Genomic DNA, 14,335 nt, shown 5'->3' with positions numbered 1-14,335 from the left:
GGCGGCTTGAAAGGAAAAATCCGCCCGCCTACCCTGCCGGCCAAAACGAGGAAACACGATGGCCCACGAAACCGCAACGCTCGCCGCCTTCGTCTGCAACCTGAAATACGAGGATGTTCCGGCGGAGGTGCTTGAGCGCGCAAAAGTGCTGACGCTCGATTTCCTCGGCAGCGCGATTCGCGCGCGCCGCGAGGCGGAATCGACGCCGTCGCTGCTGAAGATGCTGGAGGTGCTCGCGCTCGACGGCAAGGGCGAGTCCACCGTGTTCGGCGACAGCAAAACCTGGACGCCGGCGGTCGCCGCGCTCCTCAACGGCGCCCTCGGCCACTCCCTCGATTTCGACGACACGCATGCGGATTCCTCGCTGCATCCGAGCGCGCCGGTGGTGCCCGCGGCTTTCGCAGTCGGCGAGATGGTCGGCGCCTCCGGGCGCGACGTGCTCACCGCGATCGTCGCAGGCTACGAGATCTGCTGCCGGCTCGGCAACGCGCTCGACCCGACCTCACATTATGCCCGCGGCTTCCATCCGACCGCGACCGCAGGCACCTATGGTGCGGCGGCCGCAGCTAGCAAGCTGTTCGGCCTGAGCGAAAAGCAGATCATCTCGGCCTTCGGCGTCTCCGGCAGCCAGGCCGCGGGCTCGCTGCAATTTCTGCTCAACGGCGCTTGGAACAAGCGCTACCAGGTCGGCGCCGCCGCGATGAACGGCGTGATCGCCGCGACGCTGGCGCGCAACGATTTCATCGGCTCGACGGAATCGGTCGAGGGCAAGCACGGCCTCCTGGTCGGCTACACAGATGATGCGCATCCGGACAAAGCGGTCGCCGAGCTCGGCAAGAGCTACGAGACCATGAAGATCGGCGTCAAACCCTATCCAAGCTGCCGCTACACCCACGCCGCGATCGACGCGCTGATCGCGATGCGGCGCGAGCACAATTTGACGCCCGAGCAGGTCAAGCGTGTCGAGATCGGCCTGCATCGCAACGGCATCACGCTGACCGGCGATGCCGCGACCAAGCGGCACCCGCGCTCGATCGTCGGCGGCCAGTTCTCGATGTTTTTCACCGGCGCGCTCGCCCTCGACCAGGGCAGCTTCGGCTGGGACGACTATGGCAGGCTCGGCGATGCCGCAATCGATGCGCTCGCCGACAAGTTCGACGTCGTGCAGGATGCCCGCCTGGAAGGCCGCGTCCATCCCTTCGGCGCGCGCGTGAGCATCACCACCGACGACGGCGTGCACGAGCGGCTCTACGCCGATCCCTCGGGCGAACCGAACTCGTTCCCGGATGCGCAGGCGATGCAGCAGAAATTCTTGACGCTGGCACGCCCCGTGCTGAACGCGCGTGCCCAGCAATTTGCCGATGCGATCCTGTCGCTGGAACGATTCGACCGCGTGGCGAAGGCGACGGAGCTGGGGAGGCAATAAGCCCAGCTCGCCCCGCATCGGCGCTGCACCTTCTCCCGCAAAGGGAGAAGGGAAGAGCCCACTAATTCCCACCCGCCATCTTGCTCTTGTCATGCGTGGCTGCGACCACGTCGCGGACGAGGTCGAACACGCCGTCCACCTCCGGTGGCCAGTTCGGCGAGCGGCCGAGGCGCACGATCACCAGGCGCTCGGACGGGATCACGATCGCATATTGCCCGATCGTCCCCTTGGCGAAGAACGCATCGCGCGGCCAGCCATGTTCGATGCGGAATTTCGCGCCAAAGCTGTCGCCCTGATTGGTCCAGAAGCCGGCGCCGATGCCGACCCAGGCATTTGGCGTCGCCGATGCCGAATAGCTGACCCAGCCCTCGGGCAGGATACGCTTGCCGCCAACGACGCCGTCGTTGAGATAGAGCTGGCCGAACCGAGCCCAGTCGCGTGCGGACGCCAGCATTTCGCCGGAGCCCTCGATCGTGCCGGCGCCGTCGAGCTGAAGCGTGACGTTGACCATGCCGAGCGGCGCGAACAGTTCGCGGCGCGCGAAACGGAGCGCATCTCCGGGCTTACCGCCGGCGGCATTGCGGATCAGCTGCGCGAGGATGACGAAGTTGCCGTCGTGATAATTCCAGGCCGTGTCCGGCGCGGTCGCAAGCGGCGCACGCTCGGCAAAGGCTGCCATGTCGTTTTCCGCATACTTCATCGTGTTGACCGGCTCGAGCGCAGAGCCGAGCGAGGCCTGCAACGAGCTTCCGAGCGCGAGCCCAGCGGTGTGACGCAGCAACTGGTCGACGGTGATAGCATGGCGCGGATCATCCGGATTCTGCCAGGCGGCGATCGGCGCGGGCCCGTCGAGCTTGAGTTTGCCCTGGCGCACTAGAATGCCTGTCAGCGCCGAGGTCACCGACTTGGTCATGGAGAAGCCGAGCAGCGGCGTCTGCGGTCCGACACCGTCGGCATACCGCTCGGCGATGATGTGGCCGGCCTTCATGACGACGATCGCGCGCGTGCGCCGATAGGGCGGCTGCGCGGGTTCGGTGAAAGCGCGGTCGAGCGCGGTTGACAGTCCTTCGCTTTGCGGCTCCACCAGTCCCGGGCCGGCGATCTCCGGCAGCAAGGCGGGCTGCTTGTCGTCAGGCGGCAGTGCCCCGTCGGTGATCCGCTGGCCGTGCTCGAGCGTGCAGCCGAGCCCCTCACGATAGACGGCGTGGCTGCGACCGATGCCGAACAGTGACACCGTCACATCCTTGCGCACGCGATCGACCTGAAAATCCATCGCCCAGGTCAACAGACCGGCGCCCGGCATCGCATCCGTGGTCTCGGCGAGATTGTGCTGGGGATCGAGGCCGGAGACGAACGTTTCCGCGCAGAGCGTGTCGGCGATGAAGCCGGTGGCAACCTTGGGCACATCGCGCGCCCGCGCCGCGCCGAGCGCGAGGCCGGCACAGGCAATGGCGGTGGTGAGGAGGAGGATTTTTCGGCGGCGGGTCACAGGCTTTCTCCGGTTCGAGGCGAGTGCCGGAGAGGGAGCCGGATGCGGGCGGGAAGCGCTCGCCGGATTTGGAAAATGACCTGGTTGAAACTGATCGGACCTAGCCGATTTTGAAATTTATCTGTGATTTCAATGATCTAAAAATCTAAGCCGCATCGGCCTTGAGTCGGCGATATTCCGTCGGCGTCACGCCGGTCACCGCCTTGAAGGCGCGGTTGAACGGGCCGAGGGACTGGAAGCCGGCGTCCATCGCGATGGTGATAACGGGAACCTCGGCCTGGGTGGGATCGGCCAGCGCGGCCTTCGCCTCCTCGATCCGGTGGTTGTTCAGGAACACATTGAAGTTGCGGTAGCCGAGCCGCTGGTTGATCAGCCGACGCAACCGGTATTCCGGGATCTTCAGCCGGCCCGCCAGCACGCCGATGGTGATGTTCTCCTGGCGGTAGATCCGCTCATCCGCCATCAGCCGCATCAGGGCATCGATCAGCTTCTGGTCAGCGGCATCTTCGGCTCCTTGCGGGCTGAAAATGACCGCCGGTGCGGCCTCCGCGGCAACCGGAAACAGATCGGCGGCATCGACGCGCATCATGGCATAGGCGATGGCCGCGACGATGCAGGCGAGCACGCCGGCATTGATCGTGTCGGCGGCATCGCCGACGCGGTAACCCGCGACGGAGATCTGAAGCAGTGCATTCACTCCGCCATAGAGCGCGCCGGCACAGACGAGGAAGACGCGAACGCGGCGGCGGCGCTCGACCAGGTCGGCCGGCCACGAGGCGATCGTCTGCCCAATCGCAAGCGCGATGAAGCCGAGCACGATCAGATTGACCACCGTCACCGAGAACCGCACGTGGCCGCCCGGTGCAATCCAGAGGCATCCAACGAAGCTGAACGCCGTCACCAGCGCCCAGACCCATCCGTTCCACCAGCTCAAGCGAAACTCATCGTCGAACAGCGCGCGCGTGAACAGCCAGAACACCACGATGTTGCCGGTCGATAGCGCAATTAGCGGCGCATGCGATGCCGGGATCCGCGACGTGACACCAACCGAATAGCTAACCGCATGCGCGGCCAAGCCCAGTGCGAGAGCAGCACCGAGCCGCCCCGCCAACACGTTGCGAAAATCGGCGACCAATGACGCAGCCAGCACCAGTAGCAGCGCGACGCTGGCGGAGCGGAAGGCAAGCTCGAGAGCGGCTGTAGTCATCAAATGTTGCGACCGATGGGTTTGGGCAGCCCGAACATCGTCCGTCAGGCCGATTTTTTCAAGCACCCGCAGGTTATCAGAGTTAGCGACGCCTCATCACGCGCATGCGATGAGCGGTCCGGGTATTATTGCGACGGCAATGCCAAATCCTGCTACGATTGCGCCAAAGACGGCCAACAGGAGTTCTCCCATGAGCTGGATGCCCGACAACGATCCCGTGCTCGGCGATCCCAAAACATGCGATGCGCTCGATCTCGTCATCGTGCCGCGCACCCGCGATCTCGGCGATGGATTTGAAGTCCGCCGCGCGCTGCCGCATGGCAAGCGGCAGATGGTCGGGCCCTTCATCTTCTTCGATCATTTCGGCCCGGTGCAGTTCGTTTCCGGCAAGGGCATGGACGTGCGGCCGCATCCACATATCGGCCTTGCCACCGTCACCTATCTGTTCGACGGCGCGATCATGCATCGCGACAGCGAGGGCAACGTCCAGGAGATCGCGCCCGGCGCGATGAATCTGATGACCGCCGGCCGCGGCATAGCGCATTCCGAGCGCACGCCGGATACGCAGCGCGCCTCGGGTCAGAAGATGCTGGGCTTGCAAAGCTGGATCGCGCTGCCGGCAGCATCGGAAGAGATCGCGCCGTCGTTCCAGCACTACGCCGCCGGCGACCTGCCGATGATCTCCGAGCGCGATTTCACCGCGCGGGTGATCGCCGGCTCCGCGTTCGGCATCACCTCGCCGGTCACGATGGTCTCGCCCTGGTTCTATACCGAGGTGACGGCGGCGGAAGGCGCGAGCGTGCCGCTCGACCCCGATCACGAGGAGCGCGCGATCTATGTCGTCGACGGCGAGGTCGAGATCGCCAATGAGCGGTATGAGGGGCCGCGCCTGCTGATCTTCCGGCCCGGCGACCGCATCACCGTGAAGGCCGTGAGGCCGACGCGGATGATGTTTCTCGGCGGCGATGCACTGGAGGGTCCGCGCCACATCTGGTGGAATTTCGTCTCCTCCAGCAAGGAGCGGATCGAGCAGGCCAAGCAGGACTGGAAAACCGGCCGCTTTGCGGCTGTTCCGCAGGAACACGAGTTCATTCCGCTGCCGGAATAGGCTATCCCGATCTTGGGCCGCCTTTTCGCGCGGCTTAAGATCTCCTGTCCGAAGGCCCCCTGCCGATGACCACCATGCTCTCCAGTGACCTGCCGCTCCCCAAGATCGGGCGTGGCAAGGTGCGCGATATCTACGCCGTCGATGACGACCGCCTGCTGCTCGTCACCACCGACCGCATCAGCGCCTTCGACGTCGTGATGGGCGAGACCATCCCGATGAAGGGAGCGGTGCTAACCCAGATCAGCGCCTTCTGGTTCAGGGAGCTCGAAGGCGTGGTGCCGCATCACGTCATCAGCGCCAACACGGATGAGATCATCGCAGCAGTGCCGGCGCTGAAAGCGCACCGCGCCGACATCCTCGGCCGCGCCATGCTGTGCAAGCGCACCACGGTGTTTCCGATCGAATGCGTGATCCGCGGCTACATCTCCGGCTCCGCCTGGAAGGAATACGCGGCCTCCGGCACGCTCGCCGGTGAGAAGCTGCCGGCGGGGCTCGTGGAGAGCGAAAAACTCGATCCTGCGATCTTCAGCCCGGCGACCAAGGCCGAGACCGGCCATGACGAGAACATCACGATCGCGCGGATGCGTGAGATCGTCGGCGACGAGGTCGCCTATACGCTGGAAAGCATGACGCGCGCGATCTACACGCTCGGCGAGGAGCTGGCGCGAGAACAGGGCATCATCATCGCGGACACCAAGTTCGAATTCGGCCGCGACAAGGACGGCCGCATCATCCTGATCGACGAGGTGATGACGCCGGACTCATCGCGCTTCTGGGCGGTCGACGCCTACAAGCCCGGCCAGCCGCAGGCGAGCTTCGACAAGCAGCCGTTGCGCGACTATCTCGATGTCGAGCGCCGCGCCGGCCGCTGGAACGGCGACGCCCCGCCCCCGCCGCTGCCGGCAAGCGTCGTCGAGGCGACGAGCAAGAGGTACCTGGAAGCGTATCGGCGGATTACGGGGTCGGAGCTGAAGCTCTAGCTCTCCTCGCGAGTCATCGTCGGGGACGCACTCCGACGTTGACCGCCATTCACATTCCGCTGTCGTCCTGGACAAGCGAGCGGAGCGAGCGTTGATCCAGGACCCATTACCACAGGACAGGGTTTGGCGAAGATTCGCGGTTACGTTCGCTCCACGACTTCTCCCTGGGGTAATGGGTCCGGGCTTTCGCCAGGACGACACCGAGGCTGACACGGCGCCTTCGACCGATCATTTCAGATCGCCCAAACTGTTGGCTATTTCATATTTGCAAGAATCCTTTTGCGCTAGGCTCGCAGTCGTCTACGTCTCGGACGGGAATTTTCAGAGGCGAGCGCAAGGGCGTGACAGATCCAGCAATCACCTACGATCCAGCCACTCGATTCGATCCGACTCTCAAGCGTGCGCTGAATGATATACTGGGCGGCGGCGCCGCGAGCGTGCTGACCGTCACCTTCGGGCTCTCCTATGCCCTGCTGATCTTCGCCGGTCCGCTCTCGCCCTATCTGTCCTACGGAATCGCCGCGACCTTCATCAGCTCCGCCGTGCTTGCGGCCGTCATCGGATTCGGAAGCTCCCTGCCCTTTGCGATTGCCGCGCCGGACAGCTCCACCGCTGCGGTGACGGGAATCCTGGCCGCCTCGCTGGTCGAGCGCATCGATGCGGCGAATCTGCCGGCACCATTGCTCTCGTCCGTGTTGATCACGCTCGGCCTGTCGACCGTTCTGACCGGTATCACGCTGTGCGGATTGGGGCTGACGCGGATGGGCCGGGCGATCCGCTACGTGCCTTATCCCGTGGTCGGCGGATTCCTCGGAGCCACCGGACTTCTGATCGTCATGGGCGCGATCCGGGTGATCACCAATCATCCGGTGCAGCTCGGGACGCTGTTGCGCTTCACCAGCGGCGTCACCCTGTCGGAACTGGGAGCGGCCTGCGCCATGGCGCTGGTGCTGTACCTCACCTGGCATCGCTCGCGCAGCCCGTTCGGACTGCCCATCATCCTTGTCGGCGGCATGCTCACGGCGCATGTGGCGTTCTGGATCGCGGGCATCTCGCCGGAGGACGCGCGCGCCATGGGCTGGACCTTCCAGCCTCCGCCGCCGGCGGCCTTCATGCTGCCCTGGCACAGCGATGATCTCGTCCGCTATCCCTGGTCCGCCGTGCCGGACCTGCTCGGCAACGTGGTTGCCGTGATCTTCGTCACGGCGTCCAGCACATTGTTCAACACCACGGGGATCGAGGTCGCCGTGCATCGCGAGGCCAATCTGGAGCGCGAGCTGAACATCACGGGCGCGGCCAACATCCTGACCGGGGCAATCGGCGGCTATACCGGCTGCATTTCGGTCAGCCGTTCGATTCTCAATTTCAGCAGCGGCGGCCGCGGACGCTTGTCCGGCCTCACCGTCGCGGCCATGTCGCTGCTGATGCTCGCCATCGGCCCCGACCTGCTCGGGTTCATGCCGAAATTCGTGCTGGGCGGCCTTCTGCTCTATCTCGGCGCCGATCAGCTCCACAAATGGATCATCGAATCGCGCAAGCGGCTGTCGAAGCTCGAATATCTGTCGCTGATCGCCATCATCATCATCATTGTCGGCTGGGGCTTCGTGCCGGGCATCCTGATCGGGGTGATCATCGGCTGCCTGACATTCGCGTTCAGCGCGGCGCGGGTGGAGTCGATCAAGTACAGCTTTGACGGCTCCGAATACCGCTCTTCGCTCGACCGCTCGCGCGACGACCAGGAGGTGCTGCTGGCCCATGGCGGCACGATCCAGGGCCTGAACCTGCAGAGCTACCTGTTCTTCGGCTCCGCCAACCGGCTCTATCAGCACGTCAAGCGCCTGCTCCAGGAGCGGCCGGAGTGCCGCTATCTGCTGTTCGACTTCAAGCTCGTGACCGGCGTCGATTCGTCAGCCGCCTACAGCTTTGCCCAGATCAAGCGCAGCGCACGCGACCTCGGCGTCGAGCTGATCCTGGTGCATCTGTCGGCCGCGGCCGAAAAGGTGCTGCGGTCCAGCGATTTCATCAGTGAAGGCGTCACCATCATTCCCGAGCTCGATCATGCGCTGGAGTGGTGTGAGAACGAGATCATCTCGCAACATCAGGGGCTGGCGCAGGAAGAGGCCAACCTGCGGGACTGGTTCGCGCGGATTCTCGATAGCGAGCGTGACGCCGACGAGTTGATCCGCCGCTGCCAGCGTATCGAGGTCGACGCCGGGGAGGTCATCGTGCACGCCGGCGACCCAGCCGATTCCATGCACTTCATCCTCGACGGACGTGTCGGCATCATGGTCCCGGCCGAGGACAACCGGACCACCCGCGTGCGCAGCCTTGGCCGCTACACCACGATCGGCGAGATGGGTCTGGTGTCGCATACGCCGCGCAGCGCGACCATCCAGGCCGAGGTCGCGAGCGTGCTCTATGTACTGAACACGCACCAGTTCGATGCGATCAGGGACGAAGACCCCGAGCTCAGCCATAAGCTCCTGACTTATTTCGTGTCGGTCATGGCCGAGCGGCTGAGCTTTGCAAACAGGACGATCGCGGTGCTGCGGCGCTGACGAAAGCGTAGCCCGGATGGAGCGAAGCGCAATCCGGGTTTCTCACCAGACTCGGGAATCCCGGATTTCGCTTCGCTCCATCCGGGCTACGGCACTCCATCCGCGGCTACAAACCTAAATCCCCGCCATCATCACGTATTTGATCTCGACATATTCTTCCATGCCGTGATGCGAGCCTTCGCGGCCGAGGCCGCTTTCCTTGACGCCGCCGAAGGGCGCGACTTCCGTCGTGATCAGGCCGGTGTTGACGCCGACCATGCCGGATTCCAGCGCTTCGGCGACACGCCAGACGCGGCCGAGGTCGCGGGAATAGAAGTAGGAGGCGAGACCGAACGGCGAGTTGTTGCACATCGCGATCACCTCGGCTTCGTCCTTGAAACGGAACACCGGCGCGAGCGGGCCGAAGGTCTCTTCATGCGCAACGAGTGCATCCGGTTTGACGTTGGCAAGCACCGTCGGCTCGAAGAAGCTGCCGCCGAGCGCATGGCGCTTACCGCCGGTGACGATTTTGGCGCCGCCCTTGACTGCATCCTCGATGTGCTTTTCGACCTTCAGCACTGCGTCCAAATTGATCAGCGGCCCCTGCACCACGCCGGTCTCGGTGCCGTCGCCGATCTTCATCGCCGCGACCTTCTTGGAAAGCTTCTCGACGAACTCGTCGTAGATCTTGTCCTGGGCATAGAGGCGGTTGGCGCAGACGCAGGTCTGACCCATGTTGCGATATTTCGAGACGATCGCACCTTCAACCGCTGCATCGATATCGGCATCGTCGAACACCACGAACGGCGCATTGCCGCCAAGCTCGAGGCCGAGCTTCTTCACCCCGACGGACGCCTGCTGATAGAGGATCTTGCCGACCTCCGTCGAACCGGTGAAGCCGACGAAGCGCACGGCGGGATGCTCGCACAGCACCTTGCCGATCGCCGACGAATTGCCGGTGAGGATGTTGAACACGCCCTTCGGCACGCCGGCCTTCTCGGCGAGCGCGACCAGCGCAAGCGCCGTCAGCGGCGTTTCATTCGCGGGCTTCAGCACCACGGTGCAGCCAGCCGCGAGCGCAGGCGAGACCTTGCGGGTGATCATGGAGCAGGGAAAGTTCCACGGCGTGATGGCGCCGCAGACGCCGATCGGCTGCTTGATCGCAAGCAGGCGTGCGTCGGGACGCTGAGTCGGGATGGTCTCGCCATAGACACGGCGGGCCTCCTCGGCAAAGAACTCGACATAGGCGCCGCCGATATCGACCTCGCCGAGCGCTTCAGTCAGCGGCTTGCCTTGCTCGGAGGTCAGGATCAGCGCGAGATCCTCGCGATTGGCCGCAATCAATTCGAACCATTTGCGCAAGATGTTGGAGCGCTGCTTGGCGGTCAACTTGGCCCAGGCAGGGAAGGCGTGCTCGGCGGCTTGCACCGCCTGCGTCGTCTCTGCCGTGCTCATGACCGGGACTTTTGCGAGCTCGACGCCGTTCGCCGGATTGGTCACCGGCCGCGACGGCGTGCCAACCCAGGCGCCGTCGATGTAGCAGGCCTCGCGCAGCAGCGAGGGATCCTTGAGACGATCGCGCAGGGCGGCGGTGGCTTGCGGGGCGCGTGCGGCGGCGGTCGGGGTCATGGCGTTGCTCCTGGGACTGTCGGATTGGCCCGGAATATAGGGGCATGCGGGGCATATTGCATCGCCCCGCAACGCAAGTCTGCTTCAAGCTAATCTGGGATCAGCGCGAAGCCGGGGCAGGACGATTTTTGCTTGAGTCTGGCCGCGATCTCTTACCTCTGCGTACGGGAGGTGTCCTGCATCGTGGGCAGAACTCAGCTCAACTCAGTCTTGGCGTTGTCTACGCCGCGCCGCTCATATAGGTCTCGCGCCGGCCGATCATGCGCTCGGCGGCCGCCTTCGCGTCGGCCCTGGTCGAGGTGGCGCAGGTCCGGTACTCGAGATCCGGCACGGAAGTGGTGTCGCGCCGGCCGAACCACGACTTCGAGCCGACCGGCAGCAGCGCCAGGGCCTGCGCCAGATTGTCGACCGCTCCGAAGGAATGTAGCGCGCCGGTACCGGCGATCCGGACTTCGTAAATGCCTGGCGAAATCGGCGCCTCGAGGTTCTCGCCCCGCCCCTGACGGGGATAGCGCTTCCATTCGCTCCAGGTCGAAATCATTTTAAGCCCCCTCGCGGCAACCGAAGCCGCCAGCATTTGCTTCAAATCTTTGGCCGGCCGCGTCTGAACGCCTTCACAAAATATTTCAGAGCAGTATGCCCGAAGCATATCGCCTGATACCCCGCGAGGTCTCGGCGAAGTGCGGTCATCCACCGCAGATTGTGACGAGGTGTTGCAGTTTGGTCCCCGTGTCGTCCTTCGCGGGTGACCCGCCGTCAAGTCACGACATCGCGAACGGCACTGCAGTTGAGATGCTTGCCGCACGTGGTTCGCGGGAGGACAATCGATCACTTCCAACAATAATCAAACCGGAGGAAATGCGCATGCAAAGCAAAGCCCAGATCGATCAGGTTCTGCGCCAGAAGAGCGATGCGAAGGCCATTCCCGGCGTCGTCGCCGTCGCCGCGACCGGCAAGGACGTGCTTTATGAAGGCGCGTTCGGCAAGCGCGACCTGTCCAAGCCCGATGCAATGACGGTGGACAGCGTGTTCTGGATCGCGTCGATGACGAAGGCGGTCACCGCCGCAGGTGCGATGCAACTGGTCGAGCAGGGCAAGCTTTCGCTCGAAGCACCGATCAGCACGGTGTTGCCGGACCTCGCCGCCCCGCAAGTGCTCGAAGGTTTTGATGCCAATGGCGCGCCAAAGCTGCGTCCGGCGAAGCGGCCGATCACGCTGCGCCAACTCATGACCCATACCGCCGGCTTCTGCTATGAATTGTGGAACGGCGACATCGCCGCTTTTCTGGAAAAAACGGGAACGCCGGGAATCACCACCTGCAAGAACCACACGTTGAGAAGGCCGATTGCGTCCGATCCGGGCACGCGCTGGGAATACGGCATCAACATCGATTTCGTCGGCAAGGCGGTCGAGGCCGTCAGCGGCAAGCGGCTCGACGCGTACTTGCGCGACAACCTGTTCGCGCCGCTCGGCATGAGTGATACGGCGTTCAAGATCACCGATGACATGCGCAAGCGGCTGGTCGGCATGCACGCGCGCGGCGAGAACGGACAGGTCGCTGCGATCCCGTTCGAGCTCGAGCAGGAGCCGGAATTCCACATGGGTGGCGGCGGCCTTTATTCCACCGCAAGCGACTATATCAAGTTCACCCAGATGATCCTGAACAAGGGCCGCGGCAACGGCAACCAGGTCCTCAGGCCTGAGACGATCTCAACCATGAGCCAGAACCACATCGGCGATTTCAACGTCACCAAGTTGATTTCGGCTGCACCGATCTACACCAACGATGTCGATCTCTATCCTGAGCAGGCGAAGAAGTGGGGCCTCAGCTTCATGATCAACACCGCCAAGACGGCTGAGGGCCGCAGCCCGGGCAGCATGGCCTGGGCGGGACTCGCCAACACCTTTTTCTGGATCGATCCGTCACGCGACGTCACCGGCGTGATCCTGATGCAACTCCTACCCTTCGTCGACAAGGACTGCCTGGAAGCCTTCGCCGGCTTCGAACGGGGCGTCTATGCCGGCCTCGATGCCGGAAGCGGCCAGAGGGCGGCATAGCCCCTTAAGTCTAAGACGCGCCTTGTCGCGCGTGCTCACAACAAGATGTACCGTGCCCCGAAGGCCCTCGCCCTCGGGGCACGTGGCCATCATGAAACGGGCTGGAGGACACGACCTTGGCAGACAAAGCTGACAGCTATGTTTGTGGCATCTCCGATACGCCGCTGCTCGGCGACACGATCGGCCGTAGCCTCGACCTGGCCGTGCGGCGCTGGGGCGATCGCGAGGCGCTGGTCTCGCCCAGCCACGGCGTCAGGTGGACCTGGACGGAATTTGCCGAACGGGTCGATGCGCTCGCCGCCGGCTTTCTGGCGCTCGGCCTGGAACGCGGGGCGCGGATCGGCATCTGGTCGCTGAACCGCCCGGAATGGACCTTGACCCAGTTCGCGGCCGCCAAGGCCGGGCTGATCCTGGTGACGATCAATCCCGCCTATCGCCTCAGCGAGCTGGAATTCGCGCTTCACAAGGTCGGCTGCGCGGCGATCGTCACCGCGACGGCCTTCAAGACCAGCAACTACATGGAGATGCTCAACACGCTGCTGCCGGAGCTTGCCAGTGCCAGGCCGGGGCAACTGCACGCGGCGCGGCTGCCCGATTTACGCATCGTCATCCAGATCGGCGGTCCCGCCGTATCAGGCACGATCCCGTTCGAAGAAGTCGCGCGCATGGGTAGCGCCCGTCACCGGGAACAGCTGGCGGCGCTCGGCGCGTCCTTGCAGTTCGACGATCCCGTCAACATCCAGTTCACCAGCGGCACGACCGGCTCACCCAAGGGCGTGACGCTGACCCATCACAACATCCTCAACAACGGCTATTTCACCGGACGCGCGATGCGCCTGACCGAGACGGATCGCATCTGCATCCCGGTGCCGCTCTATCACTGCTTCGGCATGGTGATGGGCAATCTCGCCTCCGTCACGCTCGGCGCGGCCATGGTCTACCCCGGCGAGGGTTTTGATCCGCTCGTGACGCTGCGGACGATCGAGCAGGAGAAATGCACCGCGGTCTACGGGGTGCCGACGATGTTCATCGCTGAGCTCGATCACTCCGATTTCTCGAAGTTCAATCTAAGAACGCTGCGCACGGGCATCATGGCCGGGGCGCCGTGTCCGATCGAGGTGATGAAGCGCGTCAACACCGAGATGAACATGCGGGAGGTGACGATCGCCTACGGCATGACCGAGACCAGCCCGGTCAGCTTCCAGAGCGCGGTCGATGATCCGCTTGAGCGCCGCGTCTCCACCGTCGGACGCATTCATCCGCATGTCGAGGTCAAGGTCGTCGATCTCGACGGCAAGATCGTCAAGCGCGGCGAACGCGGCGAGCTCTGCACCCGCGGCTACAGCGTCATGCTCGGCTATTGGGAGGACAAGGAGAAGACCGCCGACGTGCTCGACGCCAACGGCTGGATGCACACCGGGGACCTCGCCACCATCGACGCCGAGGGCTATTGCAACATCGTCGGCCGCATCAAGGACATGGTGATCCGCGGCGGGGAAAACCTCTACCCGCGCGAGATCGAGGAATTCCTTTATCGCCACCCGAAGATCCAGGACGTGCAGATCTTTGGCGTGGCGGATACCCGCTACGGCGAGGAGCTCTGCGCCTGGATCCGCGTCAGGTCAGGCGAGAAGCTGACGACCGAGGAAGTCCGCGCCTTCTGCGAGGGCCAGATCGCCCACAACAAGATCCCACGTTACGTCGAGTTCGTCGACGAATTCCCGATGACCGTGACGGGAAAGATCCAGAAGTTTCTGATGCGGGATGCCGTGGAGAAACGGCTCGGGCTGAAGGCCGCGAAGACGGCGTGAGTGACCGGCCAAAGGGAGGCTGTCATTCCCCGCGAAGGCGGGGAATCCGGTACGCCGCGGCCTCTCCGTATTCGTCGCTGTCTCTGGAAT

The 14,335-nt window shown here is 64.1% G+C and carries 10 protein-coding genes; 6 read left to right on the top strand and 4 right to left on the bottom strand.

Annotated elements, in window-relative coordinates; genetic code table 11:
- Positions 1–58: 58 nt before the first annotated feature.
- Positions 59–1,426: an MmgE/PrpD family protein gene (locus tag NLN62_RS18710; protein WP_254109791.1), complete on the top strand. Its 1,368-nt coding sequence runs from the start codon at positions 59–61 to the stop codon at positions 1,424–1,426.
- A gap of 61 nt (positions 1,427–1,487) precedes the next feature.
- Here the strand turns inward: NLN62_RS18710 and NLN62_RS18705 are convergent, their stop codons facing one another.
- Both NLN62_RS18705 and NLN62_RS18700 read right to left on the bottom strand, forming a co-directional pair.
- A complete protein-coding gene (locus NLN62_RS18705) occupies positions 1,488–2,915 on the bottom strand; it encodes a serine hydrolase (protein ID WP_254109790.1) in 1,428 nt (475 codons plus the stop codon).
- A gap of 145 nt (positions 2,916–3,060) precedes the next feature.
- Complete coding sequence (locus tag NLN62_RS18700; protein WP_254109789.1) at positions 3,061–4,122, bottom strand: helix-turn-helix domain-containing protein; 1,062 nt, start codon at positions 4,120–4,122, stop codon at positions 3,061–3,063.
- 190 nt (positions 4,123–4,312) lie between these two features.
- On the opposite strand from NLN62_RS18700, the gene NLN62_RS18695 reads away from it, so the two are divergent.
- The 3 genes from NLN62_RS18695 (at position 4,313) to NLN62_RS18685 (ending at position 8,768) form a co-directional block, all read left to right on the top strand.
- Entirely contained in the window at positions 4,313–5,230 is a 918-nt protein-coding gene (locus NLN62_RS18695; RefSeq protein WP_027528355.1) for a pirin family protein, read from the top strand.
- 65 nt (positions 5,231–5,295) lie between these two features.
- Positions 5,296–6,210, top strand: coding sequence for a phosphoribosylaminoimidazolesuccinocarboxamide synthase (locus NLN62_RS18690; protein WP_027528354.1), 915 nt, complete (start codon positions 5,296–5,298; stop codon positions 6,208–6,210).
- 341 nt (positions 6,211–6,551) lie between these two features.
- Positions 6,552–8,768 carry an SLC26A/SulP transporter family protein gene (locus NLN62_RS18685; protein WP_027528353.1) on the top strand — a complete coding sequence of 739 codons (2,217 nt, stop codon included), beginning with the start codon at positions 6,552–6,554 and terminating at the stop codon, positions 8,766–8,768.
- Between the two features lie 114 nt (positions 8,769–8,882).
- Here NLN62_RS18685 and NLN62_RS18680 read toward each other — a convergent pair whose 3' ends face one another.
- Positions 8,883–10,376: an NAD-dependent succinate-semialdehyde dehydrogenase gene (locus NLN62_RS18680; RefSeq protein WP_254109788.1), complete on the bottom strand. Its 1,494-nt coding sequence runs from the start codon at positions 10,374–10,376 to the stop codon at positions 8,883–8,885.
- Positions 10,377–10,596: 220 nt separating this feature from the next.
- Complete coding sequence (locus NLN62_RS18675) at positions 10,597–10,917, bottom strand: hypothetical protein (RefSeq protein WP_027528351.1); 321 nt, start codon at positions 10,915–10,917, stop codon at positions 10,597–10,599.
- A 323-nt stretch (positions 10,918–11,240) separates the two neighbouring features.
- On the opposite strand from NLN62_RS18675, the gene NLN62_RS18670 reads away from it, so the two are divergent.
- Complete coding sequence (locus NLN62_RS18670; RefSeq protein ID WP_254109787.1) at positions 11,241–12,434, top strand: serine hydrolase; 1,194 nt, start codon at positions 11,241–11,243, stop codon at positions 12,432–12,434.
- Between the two features lie 116 nt (positions 12,435–12,550).
- Positions 12,551–14,245 (top strand): AMP-binding protein, encoded by a 1,695-nt coding sequence (locus NLN62_RS18665; RefSeq protein WP_027528350.1) that lies wholly within the window; start codon positions 12,551–12,553, stop codon positions 14,243–14,245.
- Positions 14,246–14,335: the final 90 nt, after the last annotated feature.

It is taken from the genome of Bradyrhizobium sp. CCGUVB23, from assembly GCF_024199885.1.
GTDB lineage: Bacteria > Pseudomonadota > Alphaproteobacteria > Rhizobiales > Xanthobacteraceae > Bradyrhizobium.
The sequence above is the reverse complement of the archived record's forward strand: the minus strand, read 5'-3'. Positions and strand labels throughout refer to the sequence as shown.

Coding starts and splice junctions, on each gene's coding strand:
- NLN62_RS18695 (WP_027528355.1), top strand. CDS start 4,313: ATGAGCTGGATGCCCGACAACGATCCCGTGCTCGGCGATCCCAAAACA.
- NLN62_RS18675 (WP_027528351.1), bottom strand. CDS start 10,917: ATGATTTCGACCTGGAGCGAATGGAAGCGCTATCCCCGTCAGGGGCGG.
- NLN62_RS18680 (WP_254109788.1), bottom strand. CDS start 10,376: ATGACCCCGACCGCCGCCGCACGCGCCCCGCAAGCCACCGCCGCCCTG.
- NLN62_RS18700 (WP_254109789.1), bottom strand. CDS start 4,122: ATGACTACAGCCGCTCTCGAGCTTGCCTTCCGCTCCGCCAGCGTCGCG.
- NLN62_RS18710 (WP_254109791.1), top strand. CDS start 59: ATGGCCCACGAAACCGCAACGCTCGCCGCCTTCGTCTGCAACCTGAAA.
- NLN62_RS18670 (WP_254109787.1), top strand. CDS start 11,241: ATGCAAAGCAAAGCCCAGATCGATCAGGTTCTGCGCCAGAAGAGCGAT.
- NLN62_RS18690 (WP_027528354.1), top strand. CDS start 5,296: ATGACCACCATGCTCTCCAGTGACCTGCCGCTCCCCAAGATCGGGCGT.